Origin of the sequence: Promicromonospora iranensis (genome assembly GCF_028994805.1) — a bacterium.
GTDB lineage: Bacteria > Actinomycetota > Actinomycetes > Actinomycetales > Cellulomonadaceae > Promicromonospora > Promicromonospora iranensis.
Window position 1 is genome coordinate 137017 of record NZ_JAJQQP010000007.1, and the last position, 16930, is coordinate 153946.

Here is a 16930-nt window from a genome sequence, read left to right on the forward strand (position 1 = left end):
CGGTCACGACTCGCGCGGAGCGCCCGCAGCCCGGGTCCAAGGCTGTTCATACGCTGTTCACCCGGCCGAACCGGCGCCGCTCTACGGTGGCTGACGCGGACCACCCGCGCAGCACACCGACGCACGGCGACCGTGACACACCGCGGAGCACGGCACCCGAAGAAGGAGCAGTCATGCGAGCCAGTACCCCCGTGCGCCTGACCGGCGCCGCCGCGGCAGCGGCCCTGCTGGCCGGGGCGTTCGTCGCCTCGGCGGGCGCAGCATCGGCAGGCACGGACCCGAGCAGCGCCGGGCGCCCGGACGCCGGCCACCGGACACTGCGTGCCGCCACCTACAACCTCTCGCTCAACCGGGCGACGGAGGGCGAGCTCGTCGCCGACCTGTCCACGGGCGACGACGCCCAGGCGGCGACGGTGGCCGAGGTCATCCAGCACGCGAACCCCGACGTCGTGCTGCTCAACGAGTTCGACTACTCCGGCGACGCCGACCCGTACGCCGCCGCGGACCTGTTCCGCGAGAACTACCTCGAGGTGCCGCAGGGCACCGGAGAGCCGGTGGAGTACCCGTACGCGTTCGTGGCCGCCTCCAACACAGGCGTCCCGAGCGGCTTCGACCTGAACAACGACGGCACCGTCGGCGGGGGCGACGACGCGCTCGGCTTCGGCCTGTTCCCGGGGCAGTACGGCATGGTCGTGCTGTCGAAGTACCCGATCCAGCACCACAAGGTGCGTACCTTCCAGCACTTCCGGTGGCAGGACATGCCGGGCGCGCTCCTGCCCGACGACCCCGCCACCGCGGCCCCGGCCGACTGGTACTCGGCCGAGGAGCTGGCGGTCCTGCCGCTGTCGAGCAAGTCGCACTGGGACGTCCCGGTGCGCGTCGGCCACCGGACGGTGCACGTGCTGGCCGCGCACCCGACCCCGCCGTCGTTCGACGGCGCCGAGGACCGCAACGGCCTGCGCAACCACGACGAGATCCGGTTCTGGGCCGAATACGTGCGCGGCGGCCGCGCCGCCCGCTACCAGTACGACGACGAGGGTCGCCGCGGCGGGCTGCGTCCCGGCTCGTCCTTCGTGATCGTCGGCGACTACAATGCCGACCCCGTCGACGGCGACTCCGTGGACACGGCGATCGACCAGCTGCTGCGCCACCCGCGGATCACCGACCCGCAGGCGACGTCGGCGGGCGGGACCGAGGCCGCGGCGCTGCAGGGCGGCGCCAACCTGAGCCACCGGGGCGACCCGGCGCTCGACACCGCCGACTTCGCCGACACGGCGCCGGGCAACCTGCGCGTGGACTACGTGCTGCCCTCACGTGACCTGCGGGTCCGGGACGCCGGCGTGTTCTGGCCGGTCGCCGCCGACCCGCTGTCCCGGCTCACCGGCGTGTACCCGTTCCCGAGCAGCGACCACCGCCTCACCTGGACCGACGTGCGGCTGTAACAGAAGCGCTCGCACGACCGTCGGCCACCTCGTTCGATCAACATCGATCATATTGTTGACCGCTCCAGGCGCCGCGCTTACTTTTGAGCGCGGAGAGCACCCCTGGCCCGTCCCGTCCGGTCACAAATGATCATGTCCGATCATCGCTCTCCTCGGACCTGTCAATGACGACGGAGAGTTCCTCATGCCACGTACCCACCGCAGCACGGCCGCGGGAGCAGCGACGGCCACCGTCCTCGCCCTCACGGTCGGCGGCCTCATGACGCCCCCGGCGGGCGCGGCACCGGACCCCCGGTCCGCGCCCGCCGCACCCACCGCGGTCTCGGCCGACACGGCCCTTCCCGAGCTCCGCCTCGACGACCCGTCGATCCCCTGGAAGGAGCTCGTGGTCGACGGTGACGACGTCGAGCGCCGAGCCGACGGCCGCCCCTACAACACCTTCGGCGGCTTCGGCTCCGTCTCCTGCAACAACACGTCGAAGCTGCTCCTCGACTACAAGGAGGAGAACCCGGACGCCTACTGGACGATCATGCGGATGCTGTTCGACACCGAGACCGGAGCCGGCCTGAAGCACATCAAGGTCGAGCTGGGTGCGGACAGCAACAGCTCGTCGGGTGCGGAGCCCGCCACGAAGCGCAGCGCCGACGAGCCCGCGAACGTGCTGCGTGGCGCCGGCTTCCACTTCATCGCGGACGCGCTGTCGATCAACCCCGACATCGAGATCGAGGCGCTCCGCTGGGGCGAGCCGTCCTGGACGGGCAACGACCCCGCCAAGCGGTACCAGTGGTACAAGGAGACGATCGACGCCGCCTACGACACGTTCGGCGTCGAGTTCGACTGGATGAGCCCGTCCCAGAACGAGGTGCGCGGCGCGACCTACCAGGCCGCCGAGCTGGCGTGGACGGTGCAGTTCGCGCAGTGGCTCGAGCGCGACGCCACCGCACCGGACGCTCGCTACGACTACTCGAAGGTCAAGATCGTCGCCCTGGACTCCTACCGGGAGGGCGACGCGATCGCGGGACGGATCCTCGCCGACCCGGCCGCGCTGGAGCAGGTGGACGCCCTCGGCTACCACTACGACATCGTGGGCGGCCCGAACGTCACGCGGCTCAACAAGGAGTTCGGCAAGGAGATCCTGTACTCCGAGGGCGTCGCACCGATGATCGACCCGCAGTACCGCCTCCCGGCCGATCCGAGCCGCGGCGGCGTGGGCGGGACCATCGGGGCCGCCGACATCGCGGACCGGTTCATCAACGCCTACCGCTGGAGCGGTGCGGGCAACGACCCGGCGCACATGACGACCTTCCTGTTCCAGCCCGCCGTCAGCGCCATGTACGAGGGCACGCAGTACTCCCCCAAGCACCTGGTCCGGGCCTCCGACCCGTGGTCCGGGTACTGGGAGGGCGACGTGGGCCTCGTCGCCGTGCGCCACTTCCACCAGTTCGTCGAGCACGGCTGGGAGTACGTCGAGGGTGCCACCGGCGGTGACGGCACCAAGGGGGACGGCGGCACGAACGTCGACACCTCGACGCGCACCGTCCTCACCGCCCGCACGCCCGCGAGCGCCGACGGCGACGCCGAGTGGTCGCAGGTGCACGCCAACAACACCCGCACGGAGCGGCACTTCGAGGTCAAGGTGGCCGACCTGGGCGCTGCCGGGCGACCGCTCTACGCGTGGGAGACACGCGGCCCGGACGCCGGCCAGGCGTACGACGCCAACTACTTCCAGAAGACCGGCTACTACGAGCCGGTCCGGACGGAGACGATCGACGGCGTCGAGCACGACGTGTACCGCGTGAAGGTACCCGCCTACTCGATCGTCACGCTGTCGACGCTCGAGGACGGGGTGCACGGCGGGACGACGGAGTACACGCCGGGCGACTTCGCGCCCGACACGCGGGACACGATCCTCGAGCTGCCCTACCGGGACAACTTCGAGTACGACGACTACCCCGTGACGACGGTCGGCGGACGGGAGATGACGTACGTGGAGCGCCGGGGCGGCACCCCGCGCTACACAGCGGACCAGGACGGCGCGTTCGAGGTCGTCGAGACCGGCGACCGCCGGCACCGCAACGTGCTGCAGCAGCAGATCCACGGCGAGAACCGGGGCTTCATCTGGAACACGTGGGGCAACGGCCGGCAGGACGTGCTCCAGACCGCGGCACCGTCCACGGTGCTGGGTGACCACCGCTGGGCCAGCTACACCGCGACCGTGGACTTCCGGCTCGACGACGTGGACCGGGACGCCGCGCTCGAGAACTTCGCCGGACTGGGCGTGCGTCAGGCGTACGCGCGTGGCGGGGACCAGGCCACGTACGCCGTCCGCGTGCACGAGGACGGGCAGTGGCAGCTGCGCAAGCTCGACACCGTGGTCGCCTCCGGCACGGTGGCGGGTTTCGACGGCGGCGCGTGGCACACCCTCGCGGTCGAGGCACGGGAGAACGTCGTCACGGCGACGCTGGACGGCGAGCAGCTCGTGCGGCACGTCGACTCGTCGGCGAACCCGGTGCTCTCCGGGCGGATCGCGCTGACCAGCGGGTTCTACAACACCCGGTACGACAACCTCGCGGTGACCCCGATCAAGGGTCACGCCTGGGCGTCCGAGAAGATCGACGACTCCGACGCGCGTCTGGCCTACCCCGAGGGGTTCACGTTCACCCAGGCTGGGTTCGCCCACTTCAACCGGACCCAGCACGTGCTGCGTGCCGGTCAGTCCGTGACCATCCCCTTCACCGGTACCGGGCTGAACCTCTTCGGTGCCACCGGCGCCGCGACGCTCGAGGTGCGGGTCGACGGCGGTCCGCCACGCACGGTCCAGGTGGGCACCGTGGGCACGCGCCAGACGTCGTACTGGCTCCGTGACCTGAAGCAGCGCCGGCACACCGTGTCCGTCCGGGTGGTCAGCGGGACGTACACGCTCGACGGCGTCGACACGCTGACGGGCGGCACCAAGCGGTCCTGACCCGCACACCAGTCAGGTGCCGGACGCGCAGGTCACTCCCGTGGCCTGCGCGTCCGGCACTTCCGTGAAGTTCTGACGCGTACGCGGATACGCTTACGCGGTGCCTGACGCCCTGACTCCCCCAGAGACCGCCCCCTCTACCGCAGAGTCCCCCCGGACGGCGCGTCGCCCGAGCGAGCGCACCTTCCACGGTGACACGTTCACCGACGACTACGAGTGGCTGCGCCGCAAGGACGACCCGGAGGTCGTCGCGCACCTGGAGGCGCAGAACGCCTGGACGCTGGCCCAGCAGGCGCACCTGGCGCCATTGCGGCAGACCCTGTTCGACGAGATCAAGGGCCGCACCCTCGAGACGGACCTCTCCGTCCCGTCGCGCGACGGCGAGTGGTGGTACTACGCCCGCACGGTCGAGGGCCAGCAGTACCCGATCCACGCGCGTTACCGCGCCGCCGGGCCGGACGACTGGACCCCCCGCGTGCTCGAGCCCGGCGAGCCCGTCCCGGGCGAGCAGCTGCTGCTCGACCAGAACGCCCAGGCCGAGGGCCACGACTTCTTCGCGCTGGGCTCGCTCGACGTGTCCGACGACGGTGTCCGGCTGCTCTACGCCACCGACACCGCGGGCGACGAGCGCTACACGCTGCGCGTCCGCGACCTGGCCACGGGCGAGGACCTGCCGGACGAGGTGCGGGACACCGCACCGGGCGCCCTGTTCGCGCCCGACGGTGAGCACGTCTTCTACCTCACCGTCGACGACGCCTGGCGCCCCTGGCGGGTCTGGCGGCACCGGCTCGGCACCCCGGCGTCCGACGACGTGATCGTGTTCGAGGAGCCCGACGAGCGCTACTGGGTGGGCGTCGGGCTGTCCCGGTCCAAGAAGTACCTGCAGATCGAGCTCGGCTCCAAGGTGACCAGCGAGTCCTGGCTGCTGGAGTCGGACGACCCGACCGGCGAGTTCCGGGTCGTGTGGCCCCGCCGGGAGGGTGTCGAGTACACCGTGGAGCACGCGGTGCTGCCCGCGTCGCTGGTCGAGCCCGCGTCGTTGTCCGAGCCGCCCTCGCTCGTCGACCCGCCCTCGCTCGCCGAGCCCACCGAGGCCACCCGTGACGTCCTCCTGATCCTGCACAACAAGGACGCGCTGAACTTCGAGCTCGTCAGCTCCCCCGTCCCGGCGCCCGGCGACACGGTCACGCCCGAGGCGGCGACCGTCGTCGTGCCGCACGCTCGGGACGTGCGGCTCGAGGGCGTGAGCGCGAGCGAGCGCTACCTGGTGCTCTACTACCGCCGCGAGGCGATCTCGCGGTCGGCGGTGCTCTCGTTGGTCGAACCTGTCGGGACCGGTCCCGACACGGCCGGCCCGCGGACGGCCTGGGACTTCCAGGAGATCTCGTTCGGTCAGCCGCTGGAGTCGGTCGGCGCGGGCGTCGGCGTGTGGGAGCAGCCCAACCTCAAGGCCGGTTACACCTCCTTCGTGACACCGCAGTCGCTCTACCTGTACGACGTCGCCTCCGGCGAGCGCACCCTGCTCAAGCAGCAGCCCGTGCTCGGCGGCTACGACCCCGCCGACTACGACCAGCGCAGGGAATGGGCGGTGGCAGAGGACGGGACGCGCATCCCGATCTCGCTGGTCTGGCGCAAGGACAAGGTCCGGTTCGGGGTCTCGACGGACACGCCCGCCGAGCCCGCGCCCCTCCTCCTGTACGGGTACGGCGCGTACGAGTTCTCGATCGACCCGTACTTCTCGGTGCCCCGCCTGAGCCTGCTGGACCGCGGCGTCGTCTTCGCCGTCGCGCACGTGCGGGGTGGTGGCGAGATGGGCCGTGCCTGGTACGACGACGGCAAGCTGGCCGCCAAGCGCAACACGTTCACCGACTTCGTGTCCTGTGGACGGCACCTCGTCGACACCGGCTGGACGTCGTCCGACCGCATGGTGGCCGACGGCGGCAGCGCCGGCGGGCTGCTCGTCGGAGCCGCCACCAACCTGGCACCCGAGCTGTTCGCCGGCGTGCTCGCCGGGGTGCCGTTCGTGGACGCGCTGACGTCGATGCTCGACCCGACGCTCCCCCTGACCGTCACCGAGTGGGACGAGTGGGGCGACCCCCTGCACGACCCCGAGGTCTACGCGCACATGCGCTCGTACACGCCGTACGAGAACGTGGCCGACGACGCCTCCCGCTACCCGCGGATCCTGGCCACCACCAGCTTCAACGACACCCGCGTGCTGTACGTGGAGCCGGCGAAGTGGGTGGCCCGGCTGCAGGCCGCGGGGGCGCCGGCGATGCTGAAGATCGAGATGTCCGCAGGGCACGGCGGCGTCTCGGGGCGCTACTCCGCGTGGGAGCAGGTCGCGTTCGAGCACGCGTGGGTGCTGGACGTGCTGGGCCTCGCCGACCGCTGACCGTCAGAGATCGGCCTTCGCCGCGACGACCCGGGCCGCCGCCGCGTCCACCTTCGCGGCGAAGTCCGGGTCGTCGCGCGCGGCCCGGACCAGGGCGTCGACCATGACCGGTGCGGCCGACGGCTTCGCCGAGGCGAGCACGATGTCCACCCCGGCGTCCACGGCGCGGACCGCGCGCGCGCCCGCGGGCACGCGCTGGACCTGCACCGCCGCGGACAGGTCGTCGGAGATGATGACGCCGTCGAACCCGAGCTCGCGCACCAGGCCCACGGCGACGGGGCTGAACACGGCGGGCGCGTCCGGGTCGATCTTCGTGTAGACCGCCGACGACATCATGACCAGCCCGGAGCCGGCCTCGATACCGGCGCTGAACACGTCCACCGACGGGTCGTCCGGACCGGTGACCGCGTCGGTCACCCCGGCCGTGTCGTCGGTGTTGCCGGTGACACGGCCGAGGCCCGGGAAGTGCTTGATCGACGTCTGCACGCCCGCGTCCCGCTGGCCCTCCGCGAACGCGTTGCCGTGCGTGATGACGGAGTCCGCGGTGTACCCGTAGTTGCGTCCGAAGACGCCGACCGGCGCGTTCGACGACGCGGTGGCCTGCGGCACGAGGTCGAGCACCGGCGCCAGGTTGAGGTTCACGCCGGCGGCGGCGAGCTCGGCGCCCCAGGTCCGGGACCGCTCCCGCAGGTCGGGCGCGGACAGCTCGGCCTGGTCGAGCGCGCTCGGGATGTCGCTGAAGCCCTGCCCCCGCAGCACCTGCACCGCGCCGCCCTCCTGGTCGGTCGCGACGAAGAGCGGCTGCCGCTGCGCCGCGGCGCCGACGGCGGCATCCACCAGGTTCTTCACCGGCTGGCGACCCGCCGTGGTGCGGCCGTGCAGGAACACGCCACCGATCTTCTGGTCCCGGAGCATGTCGAACGTCGGCTGGAACGGACCGGCGACCGGCAGGCCCACCATGACGATCTGGCCGGCCTTCTCCTCCAGGGTCCAGCCGTCCACCAGCGACAGGTCGGGCTCGCCCGCAGTGGGCTCGGGTGTGGGCTCGGGTGCGGGCTCGGGAGTAGGCCGCGCCGACGGGGTGCCGGGCGACGCGCTCGGCTGCACGGTCGACTGCGCGGGTCCGGGCAGTGCTGTCGGGTCAGGCTCCGCCGTCGGGCCGGAGCAGCCGGCGGTCACGGCCGCCACCGTGAGCACCGCCGCGGTGACGAGGCCGAGCGGGCGAAAACGGGTCATGCTCCTCAGTCTCACCCCTGCGTGGCCGCCATGTGCACCATGGCTCGGGCCGAGCCGTCACACGGCGTCGCCGAGTGCTCGCACGAACTCGTCGACGTCCGCCGCCGTCGTGTCCCACGCGCACATCCACCGCACCTCGACGCGGTCCGCCGTCTCGCCCGGCGCCCAGTCGTAGAACCGCGCGTGCGCGCGCAGCCGGTCCGCCGCCGCGCGAGGCAGGGTAGCGAACACGACGTTCGCGTCAGTGGGACGGGTGATGCGGACGGCGCTCGTCAGCCCCGCCGTCTCGATGCCTGCGCGCAGGCGCGCGGCCATCGTGTTGGAGTGTGCGGCGTTGCGCAGCCAGAGCGGCGCCCCCTCGCCCGTGCCCGACGTCGGCGCGCCGGGCTCGCCGAGCAGCGCCAGGAGCTGCGCAGAGACGAACCGGGTCTTCGACGCGAGCTGCATGGTCGCCTTGCGCAGGTACGGCACCGCCTCGACGAGCCCTGCCGCCGAACCCGGAGCGTCGTGACCGCCGTCAGCCAGCACCACGACCGCCTCGCCGAGCATGCCGCCGTTCTTCGCCGCACCGAAGGACAGGATGTCGACGCCGACGTCGGTGGTGATCTCCCGCAGCCCGACGCCGAGCGTGGCCGCCGCGTTCGCGAGGCGTGACCCGTCGAGGTGCACGCGCAGACCCGCCGCGTGGGCGGTGTCGGCGAGGAGCTTCAGGTCGGCGGGCGAGTAGACGGTGCCGAGCTCGGTGACCTGCGTGAGGCTGAGGACCGCGGGCTGCGCGCGCTGCACGTTGCCGAGGTCGCCGGCGTAACGGTCCACGGCATCGGGCCCGATGCGACCCGCCACGCTCGGTGCGGCGAGGACCTTGAGGCTGCCGACACGTTCCGGGGCGCCGTTCTCGTCCGTGTTGATGTGCGCGACATCGCTCGCGATCACGCCGCCCCAGCGCGGGGCTGCGGCCATGAGGCTGATGACGTTCGCCCCCGTGCCGTTCAGGACCGGGAAGATGCGGGCGCGCTCGCCGAACACCTCGGCGGCCCGGTCCTGGAGGCGGGCGGTCACGGGATCGTCGCCGTACGAGACGGCGGCGCCGTCGTTCGCCGCGACGATCGCGGCCATGACCTCGGGGTGGACGGGGGCGTAGTTGTCGGACGCGAAGTGCTGCACGCCCCCATTCTCTCCCGCCCGCCGCCGAGGTAGTCCTCTGGCGAAGTCGTCACGTGGCGAGGTAGTCCCTTGGCGAGGTAGTGCGTGACTACCTCGCCAGAGGACTACCTCGGCACGGGGAGCGGTCAGGAGGCCTTGTCGACGTCCTCGGCCAGCGTGCCCAGGTACAGCGAGATCACCTTGGGATCGGCCTGGAGCTCCCGGCCGGTGCCCGTGTGCGCGTCCTTGCCCTGGTCGAGCACGTAGCCGCGGTCGCAGATCTGCAGGCAGCGCCGCGCGTTCTGCTCCACCATGACCACGGACACGCCCGCCTTGTTGATCATCCGGGTGCGCAGGAACGTCTCGTCCTGACGCACCGGCGACAGCCCGGCGGACGGCTCGTCGAGCAGCAGCACCGAGGGGTTCATCATGAGCGCACGGGCCATGGCGACCATCTGGCGCTCACCGCCCGACATGGCGCCCGCACGCTGCGAGCGCCGCTCACCCAGCGTCGGGAAGAGGTCGGTGATGAACTCGAACCGCTCCTTGAACGACTTCGGTCGCAGGAACACGCCCATCCGCAGGTTCTCCTCGACGGTGAGCGAGGGGAACACGTTGTTGTTCTGCGGCACGAAGCCGACGCCACGGGCCACCAGGGTGTTGGCCTTCATGCCGGTGATGTCGTCCCCCGCGAGCGTGACCTTGCCCGAGTGGATCTTCACCAGCCCGAACAGCGCCTTGAGCAGCGTGGACTTGCCGGCTCCGTTGGGGCCGATGATGCCCACGAGCTCGCCCTTGGCCACCTCGATGGAGCAGCCCTGGAGGATGTTGACGCCGGGGATGTAACCCGCCACCAGGTTGTCGGCGTGCAGGAGCCGTTCCGGGGCCTTCGCCTCGGGAGCGGCCGCCGCGGCCGTCGTCGCCTCGCTCATCGCTTCTCCTCCTCGGCCTCGAGCCGGGCCAGCACTGCGGGGTCGAGCAGCGCGTCGTCCCCGAGGTCGGTGTCGTGGTGCGCACCGAGGTAGGCGTCCACCACGGCCTGGTCCTGCATCACGCTGTCGGGCGGGCCCTCCGCCACGATCCGTCCCTCCGCCATGACGACCACCCAGTCCGAGATGTGGCGGACGGCGTGCATGTCGTGCTCGACGAAGAGCACGGTCATGCCCTCGTCGCGCAGCGCCTGGACGTGGTGGAGCAGCGACTGCACCAGGGCGGGGTTCACACCGGCCATGGGTTCGTCGAGCATGATCATGGTCGGTTCCGTCATGAGGGCGCGGGCCATCTCGAGCAGCTTGCGCTGTCCGCCGGAGAGCGACCCGGCGAAGTCGTCCTTCTTCTGATCGAGGTTGAACCGCGCCAGGATCTCCATCGCCTTGGCCGTGTTCCGCTTCTCCACGCCCGACCACAGCGGCCGGAACAGGGAGCCGAACAGGTTCTCGCCGGGGTTGCCCGGCGCGGCCAGCAGCATGTTCTGCAGCACGGTCAGGCGCGACAGCGCCTTGGTGAGCTGGAACGTGCGGACCATGCCGGTGCGGGCCAGCTTCGCGGCGCTGGTGTGCGCGATCGGCCTGCCCTCGAACTCCCACGTGCCCTGGTTGGCCTTGTCGAAGCCGGTCAGCAGGTTGAAGAACGTGGTCTTGCCGGCGCCGTTGGGGCCGATCAGCGCGGTGATCGCACCGCGCTGCACCTCGAGGTGGTCCACGTCGACGGCGGTCATGCCCCCGAAACGACGCTGCACTCCGGTCGCCGTCAGGATCACGTCCGGCTTGGCCACGCCGACCTTGGGCTCCACGTGACTCAGGATCTCGGTCACCTTCTTGGCGGCGGCACTGCGCTCGGTGCTCGCCGCCGCGACGGCGTCCGCAGCCGCGGCGGAGCCGACCAGGTCCTCGGTCCCGTCGGGTCCGGTGGCTTCGGCCGGCTCCGCCACCGCGACCGGGTCAACGGTCTCCACCGGCTCGCCTGCCGTGTTCTCGTTCTTGTCAGCGGACATCGAAGGCGAGCTCCTTCTTGTTTCCCAGGATTCCCTGCGGCCGGAAGATCACGATGCACATCAGCGCGACGCCCACCATGAGGCCGGCGAGGTGCTCCACGTTCTCCGCGGGCATGATGTCGCTGAGGCCGGTACGCATACCGGTGCGGAGCAGCATGTACACGAAGAAGAACAGCATCGATCCGAGCACCGGGCCCCAGAGGGTGGCCGCGCCACCGAGCAGCATCACGGTCCAGACGAAGAACGTCAGGGTGCGCCCCATGTTGTCCGGCGCCACGGATATCGGGAGCACGAACAACATGCCCGCCAAGGATCCGGCGATGCCACCCAGGACCAGCGCCTGCATCTTGTAGGAGAAGACGTTCTTGCCGAGCGCCCGCACGGCGTCCTCGTCCTCGCGGATGCCCTTGAGCACGCGACCCCACGGGCTGCGCGTGATGAGCCAGACCAGGAGCACGGCGATCAGCACCAGGCTCCAGGCGAAGATGCGGGTCCACCAGGAGTCGGAGCCGTTGTGGATGTACTCGAGCGGTCCGATCGCCGTGCGCCCGTCGGGCAGCGGCGACAGATCCTGGAAGGTCCCCTTGTAGGCGGTACCGGCCAGACCGGAGGCGCCGCCCGTGTACTCCGCCCACAGGGTCGACCGACCGGCGAACCGGATGATCTCCGCGGCGGAGATCGTCACGATCGCCAGGTAGTCGCCTCGCAGCTTCAGCGTGGGGATACCCAGGACGAGTGCCAGGAGGGCACCCGCAGCCGCGGCGATGAGGAAGGCCAGCCAGAACGGGGCGCCCTCGATGGTGGCGATCGCGAACCCGTACGCCCCCATCAGCATGAAGCCGGCCTGGCCGATGTTCAGCAGTCCGGTGTAGCCGAAGTGCAGGTTGAGACCGATCGCCGCGAGGGCGTAGGCGGCGGTGGCAGGCGCGACCAGCTGGGCGAGCGCCTGGATGAGGATACGAATCAGTTCGTCCATGACGATTCTCCTTTCAGCCGACCCGCACGGCGCGGCCGAGGAGGCCCTGCGGCCTGATCAGCAGCACGAGGATGAGGATCAAGAGGCCCGAGGCGTACCGAAGGCTGCTCGGCATGCCGGGGATGAGGGTGGACATCTCGACCACGAGGCCGATCACGATCGATCCGGCCAGGGCACCGAACGCGGTACCCATGCCGCCGAGCGTCACGGACGCGAACATCAGGAGCAGCAGGATCATGCCGAGCGTCCAGGTGAAGGACCCGAACGAGATGGCCAGCAGCATGCCGGACAGACCCGCCAGACCGGTGGACATGGTCCAGACGATGCGGACGATGCGGTCGGGGTTGATGCCCGTGGCGGCGGCGAGCGCGGCATTGTCCGAGACGGCACGGGTGGCGCGCCCGATCCGGGTCTGGGTGAGGAACCAGGCGATGACGCCGATGACGGCCAGCGCCACGAGCATCGACAGCCAGGACGCCGCACTCAGGGTGATGCCGGCGATCTCCACCGGGCGGGCGTTCTGCGGCAGGACGCGCTGCGAACGGCCACCGATGAACATCTGGATCACGTACTGCAGGGACATCGACAGACCGATGGTCACGATCATGAGCTGCATGACGGGGGTGCCACGTCTACGTAGCGGCCCCCAGAGGACAACATCCTGGAACCACCCCGTGGCCGCGCAGATGACGATCGTGGCCAGGACGGCCGCCCACACGGGCAGGCCCCACCAGTTGACCGAGATGAACCCGAGCAGAGCGCCGAGCGTCACCTGCTCACCGTGCGAGAAGGTCGAGATGCCGGTGGTGCCGTAGATGAGGCTCAGGCCCACCGAGGCGAGCGCGAGCAGCAGACCGAAGCGGATGCCGGAGCCGAACTGCTGCCAGACCTGGCTGAACTCCGGCCACCCGGAGGCGTTCTCGGTGGTTCCTTCGTCTCCGATACCGCTGTCCTCGGCGTCTTCCCCGCCGGTCCCGGTCTCCGACGGCGCTGTCGTCGAACCGTTCTCCGCAGGGGCCGAGCCCTGCACGATGCGGAACGCGCCCCGCGCCGTCGAGCCCGTCTGGGCGACGACCTGACGCTCCGGCACGTCCGTGCTCATGCCGTCAGGCACCGTCGCCGGGTCCACGGTCAGCGTGTAGCGGCCCACGGTCGGTACCGCCACGGACACTGGCCCGTCGGTGGAGGTCACGACCGCCTCGAAGTCGTTGCCGGTGATCGTCACCTCGATACCGGGAACAGGATCGTTGTTGTTGTCGAGCACGATCGGGGAGACGCAGGCGGTCGTCCCGTCGGGGGTGCAGTCGGTCGCAACGTCCGCACCGGATGCGGCGGCAGGTGCGGCGAGCATCGCCGCGCTCGCGGTCAAGGCCGCGAGCACCGCCACGACGACGGCGAGGGCTCGCCGCGCCGGGGACGCGATTGGTCGGTCGGCTTTCATGTGCCGGGTCCTCCGTGGTGTCAGGGGCAGGTCCCGGGGTTCTCCCGGTTCCATCTTCTCCCCGTGATGTAGCAGCCCTGAACGGGCCGTGTACGCAAGGGTCGTTCGCAAGCGTGCCGGAAGTGTAGCCGTGCTTTGTGTCACACCTGCCCGAGGCCGCGTCACACGGAAGCGCTAGCATCCGGTCTCTTTCTGACCCGGGTTCAGCACCCCGGGCGGGTACGACGACGGCCCGGTCGCCCTCCACGCGGAAGGCGATCGGGCCGTCGTCGTCAGGTCGTGCCGTCCTGCCGCGACCGGCCGGACGCCACGAGGTCGCGGACTACTCCGTGACCTCACCCTCGATGGACCTCGAGAAGACGTTCACGTTGTCCTTGTCGTACTCGTACACGCCGATGAGCGCGGACGTCGGGTCGTTCTGGTCGTTCAGAGGGCCTACACCGGACTGACCCTTGTAGTGGATCTCGTCGCCGGCCTCGAGCGCCGCGACGCCCTCCTCGAACGAGGTGACCTCGGTACCACCGTCTGCACCGGAGACGGCCTTGATGTTCTCCGAGATGGTGGTCCCGTCGGTGCCCTCGCCGCGGACGGCGGCGAGCGCGGCCAGGATCACGGCGTCGTAGGACTCAGGTGCGTAGGAGAAGTCGGCGAGCTCGCTGCCCTCGTTCTCCTCGTACCAGCCGCTGACGCGGTCCCGGAACTCCTCCGGGGCCTGCGCACCGGGGATCGTGCCGACCACGCCCTCGAGAGTGCCCTTGTCGAAGTCCGGCTCGTACGACGCGGTGTTGCCGTCGCAGAAGTACGTGGTGCCGTTGAAGTCCCAGTTCTGCGAGGTGAGCTCTGAGACGATCGCCTTGGTCTCCTCGAAAGCGATGACCGCGATGGCGTCCGGCTTGGACGACAGCGCGTCCGTGACGATCGAGGAGAAGTTGCTCTCACCCGGGGGGAACTCGTCGCCCCCACCGGTCTCGCCGTACACGACCTCGCCGCCGCCGGCCTCGATGGCCTGCTGGACGTTGTCGCGCAGGCCGGTGCCGTAGGCCTCGTCCTGGACGATCATGGCGACCTTCTGGTGGCCGCCGTCGAGGATCAGCGAGCCGAGGGCCGCGCCCTGCACGGTGTCCGGCGGCGCCGTCCGGGTGAAGAAGTCGCTCGCACCCGAGAGGTCGGTGGCCGTGTTGGCCGGAGAGATCTGCATGACGCCGGCCTCGGTGAACTGGTCCACCACGTTGAGGCTGACCGCCGACGACGCGGCGCCGATGACGACCTGGGCGCCCTTGCTGATCAGGTCGGTCGCGGTCTGCTGCGCGACGCTGGTGTCCGTCGTGTCACCGGAGTCACCCTGTTCCATGGTGACGTCGTTGCCGAGTACGCCACCGGCCGCGTTGATGTCGTCGATCGCCAGACCGACACCCGCGACCTCGGGCGGGCCGAGGAAGGCGAGCGTGCCGGTGAGCGGAAGGATGGTGCCGACGATGAGCGGATCCTGCGACGCGGCGGTCTCGCCGTCACCCGCATCCGTGGTCGTGGAGCAGGCCGCGAGGCCCACGCTGAGGACAGCGGCGATCGCAAGACCGCGCGCCGCCGTGGAACGTCGAATCATTCTGCTGGTCCCCTTCGAGCGGGAGTGAACCGGACGGGGCGACTTGCCTCGTCGTGGCGATGAACGTAGTCACACTGTGTGTCACCAATGTGTCTAGTCCGTCACACCGACTCGATCGTTACGATGATGTTACCCACGCGCGCGGCACCCCAAGAACGGGGCGAAAACAGGGTTCGAAGGGGCAAGCGGGAGTGCCGACGGCGACCCGGCAGGGCTGCTCCGACCCTTCGTGCCGGACGCCGCCGGCCCCCTCGCGTCAGCTCCGGAACTGGGTGAACGATGCGGTCGCCGGGTCCGCGCCGATCCGGCCTTCGAGCGAGTGCAGGGCATCGATGTCGGCCATCTGCGCGTCCGTCAGCGAGAACGAGAACAGGTCGATGTTGGTCGCCATCCGCTCCGGGTTCACGGACTTCGGGATCAGGACCACCCCGTGCTGCACCTGCCAGCGGAGCACCACCTGGCCGGGGGTCACACCCAGCTCGTCGGCGATCCGGACCACCGCCGGTGCCTCGAGGTCGGCCCCCTGCCCCAGCGGCGAGTACGCCTCGGGAACGATGCCGTGGGCCCGGCTCCGCTCGACGGTGGCGGGCTGCCGGAAGGTCGGGTGGAGCTCGACCTGGTTCACCGCCGGCGCCACGTCCGACTCGCTGACCAGGCGGTCCAGGTGCTCCGGCAGGAAGTTGGAGACGCCGATCGCGCGCACCGCGCCGTCGGCCAGGAGCTTCTCGAACGCCCTCCAGGTCTCGACATAGAGGTCCCGGGCGGGGACCGGCCAGTGGATGAGGTACAGGTCGACGACGTCGAGACCGAGCGCCTTCCGGCTGTTCTCGAACGCGCTCAGGGCGCTCTCGTAACCCTGGTCGCCGTTGCGCAGCTTGGTGGTGACGAAGATGTCCTCGCGCGGGACGCCGGTGGCCCGGACGGCCGCTCCGACTCCCTCCTCGTTGCCGTAGGCGGCAGCGGTGTCGATGTGCCGGTAGCCGAGCTCGAGCGCGGTCTCCACGCACGCCTGCGTGCCGTTGTCGGGCACCTGGAAGACGCCGAGGCCCACCTGCGGGATCTCGACGCCGTTGTTGAGCGTGACGGACGGGATGTCGGTGGCTGCGTTCATGCCATCCGTTCTAACACCCGCTCCGGACACCGTCGACGGGGCCGAAAAACCGGGCCTGAGACCCCTCTGACACAACTCACTCGAGATTGGTCGGGCTTTCCTTGCGTCTGGCAGGTAGGGTAGGTGACGTTGCAGTGCCTCGATCGTTCTTCCGTGAGATGACGACGACACCGTGATTATGCGATCCCGACGGTCGGGGTCGTCGCCTCATGCAAGGAGCAGTACATGGCATTCGGAACCGTCAAGTGGTTCAACGCCGAAAAGGGCTTCGGGTTCATTGCACCCGAAGACGGTGGGCAGGACGTGTTCGCCCACTTCAGTGCGATCCAGTCGGACGGCTACCGTTCACTGGAGGAGAACCAGCGCGTCGAGTTCGACGTGAAGCAGGGCCCCAAGGGCCTGCAGGCGGAGAACATCCGCCCGATCTGATCCCTCAGACTTCGCAACCAGCGCGCTGAGCTCATCTGAGTTCGGCGCAGGTTGCACGACGTCGGCCCGGTCACCTTTCGAGGTGACCGGGCCTTCGCCATTCCGTACCCGTTCCACTCCCAGTGGATCGACGGGCCGATCCGGAACCGTCGGACCACGCCGGGCGTTCCCCACCTGGACCGTCACCTACGAAGGA

General features: G+C 70.2%; 12 protein-coding genes. 4 read left to right on the plus strand and 8 right to left on the minus strand.

Annotated features, from left to right (window positions below):
- The first annotated feature begins 173 nt into the window (after positions 1-173).
- From LUM46_RS13465 to LUM46_RS13475, 3 genes are all read left to right on the plus strand, one after another.
- Positions 174-1442: an endonuclease/exonuclease/phosphatase family protein gene (locus tag LUM46_RS13465; protein ID WP_274994548.1), complete on the plus strand. Its 1269-nt coding sequence runs from the start codon at positions 174-176 to the stop codon at positions 1440-1442.
- 184 nt (positions 1443-1626) lie between these two features.
- The gene (locus LUM46_RS13470; protein ID WP_274994549.1) at positions 1627-4407 is read left to right on the plus strand and encodes a hypothetical protein; all 2781 of its coding nucleotides are present in this window, start codon (positions 1627-1629) and stop codon (positions 4405-4407) included.
- Positions 4408-4507: 100 nt separating this feature from the next.
- Positions 4508-6802 (plus strand): S9 family peptidase, encoded by a 2295-nt coding sequence (locus LUM46_RS13475; protein ID WP_374726960.1) that lies wholly within the window; start codon positions 4508-4510, stop codon positions 6800-6802.
- Between the two features lie 3 nt (positions 6803-6805).
- Here the strand turns inward: LUM46_RS13475 and LUM46_RS13480 are convergent, their stop codons facing one another.
- From LUM46_RS13480 to LUM46_RS13515, 8 genes are all read right to left on the minus strand, one after another.
- The gene (locus LUM46_RS13480) at positions 6806-8038 is read right to left on the minus strand and encodes a glycoside hydrolase family 3 N-terminal domain-containing protein (RefSeq protein ID WP_274994550.1); all 1233 of its coding nucleotides are present in this window, start codon (positions 8036-8038) and stop codon (positions 6806-6808) included.
- 57 nt (positions 8039-8095) lie between these two features.
- Complete coding sequence (locus tag LUM46_RS13485) at positions 8096-9202, minus strand: threonine aldolase family protein (RefSeq protein WP_274994551.1); 1107 nt, start codon at positions 9200-9202, stop codon at positions 8096-8098.
- Positions 9203-9327: 125 nt separating this feature from the next.
- A complete protein-coding gene (locus tag LUM46_RS13490; protein ID WP_274994552.1) occupies positions 9328-10113 on the minus strand; it encodes an ABC transporter ATP-binding protein in 786 nt (261 codons plus the stop codon).
- Complete coding sequence (locus tag LUM46_RS13495; protein WP_274994553.1) at positions 10110-11174, minus strand: ABC transporter ATP-binding protein; 1065 nt, start codon at positions 11172-11174, stop codon at positions 10110-10112. Before LUM46_RS13495 ends, LUM46_RS13490 begins: the two co-directional genes overlap by 4 nt.
- Complete coding sequence (locus LUM46_RS13500; protein ID WP_274994554.1) at positions 11164-12150, minus strand: branched-chain amino acid ABC transporter permease; 987 nt, start codon at positions 12148-12150, stop codon at positions 11164-11166. Before LUM46_RS13500 ends, LUM46_RS13495 begins: the two co-directional genes overlap by 11 nt.
- Positions 12151-12163: 13 nt before the next feature.
- Positions 12164-13591 carry a branched-chain amino acid ABC transporter permease gene (locus LUM46_RS13505; protein WP_274994555.1) on the minus strand — a complete coding sequence of 476 codons (1428 nt, stop codon included), beginning with the start codon at positions 13589-13591 and terminating at the stop codon, positions 12164-12166.
- 322 nt (positions 13592-13913) lie between these two features.
- Positions 13914-15194, minus strand: coding sequence for an ABC transporter substrate-binding protein (locus tag LUM46_RS13510; protein ID WP_274994556.1), 1281 nt, complete (start codon positions 15192-15194; stop codon positions 13914-13916).
- 256 nt (positions 15195-15450) lie between these two features.
- Positions 15451-16305, minus strand: a complete 855-nt coding sequence (locus LUM46_RS13515) for an aldo/keto reductase (RefSeq protein WP_274994558.1) — start codon at positions 16303-16305, stop codon at positions 15451-15453.
- Positions 16306-16530: 225 nt separating this feature from the next.
- On the opposite strand from LUM46_RS13515, the gene LUM46_RS13520 reads away from it, so the two are divergent.
- Positions 16531-16734 carry a cold-shock protein gene (locus LUM46_RS13520; protein ID WP_116677330.1) on the plus strand — a complete coding sequence of 68 codons (204 nt, stop codon included), beginning with the start codon at positions 16531-16533 and terminating at the stop codon, positions 16732-16734.
- The last annotated feature ends 196 nt before the right edge of the window (positions 16735-16930 follow it).

What these genes read in the sequence shown, in the direction of transcription:
- LUM46_RS13465 (WP_274994548.1), top strand. Translation starts at nt 174, where the DNA reads ATGCGAGCCAGTACCCCCGTGCGCCTGACCGGCGCCGCCGCGGCAGCG.
- LUM46_RS13470 (WP_274994549.1), top strand. Translation starts at nt 1,627, where the DNA reads ATGCCACGTACCCACCGCAGCACGGCCGCGGGAGCAGCGACGGCCACC.
- LUM46_RS13480 (WP_274994550.1), bottom strand. Translation starts at nt 8,038, where the DNA reads ATGACCCGTTTTCGCCCGCTCGGCCTCGTCACCGCGGCGGTGCTCACG.
- LUM46_RS13490 (WP_274994552.1), bottom strand. Translation starts at nt 10,113, where the DNA reads ATGAGCGAGGCGACGACGGCCGCGGCGGCCGCTCCCGAGGCGAAGGCC.
- LUM46_RS13495 (WP_274994553.1), bottom strand. Translation starts at nt 11,174, where the DNA reads ATGTCCGCTGACAAGAACGAGAACACGGCAGGCGAGCCGGTGGAGACC.
- LUM46_RS13500 (WP_274994554.1), bottom strand. Translation starts at nt 12,150, where the DNA reads ATGGACGAACTGATTCGTATCCTCATCCAGGCGCTCGCCCAGCTGGTC.
- LUM46_RS13505 (WP_274994555.1), bottom strand. Translation starts at nt 13,591, where the DNA reads ATGAAAGCCGACCGACCAATCGCGTCCCCGGCGCGGCGAGCCCTCGCC.
- LUM46_RS13510 (WP_274994556.1), bottom strand. Translation starts at nt 15,194, where the DNA reads ATGATTCGACGTTCCACGGCGGCGCGCGGTCTTGCGATCGCCGCTGTC.
- LUM46_RS13515 (WP_274994558.1), bottom strand. Translation starts at nt 16,305, where the DNA reads ATGAACGCAGCCACCGACATCCCGTCCGTCACGCTCAACAACGGCGTC.
- LUM46_RS13520 (WP_116677330.1), top strand. Translation starts at nt 16,531, where the DNA reads ATGGCATTCGGAACCGTCAAGTGGTTCAACGCCGAAAAGGGCTTCGGG.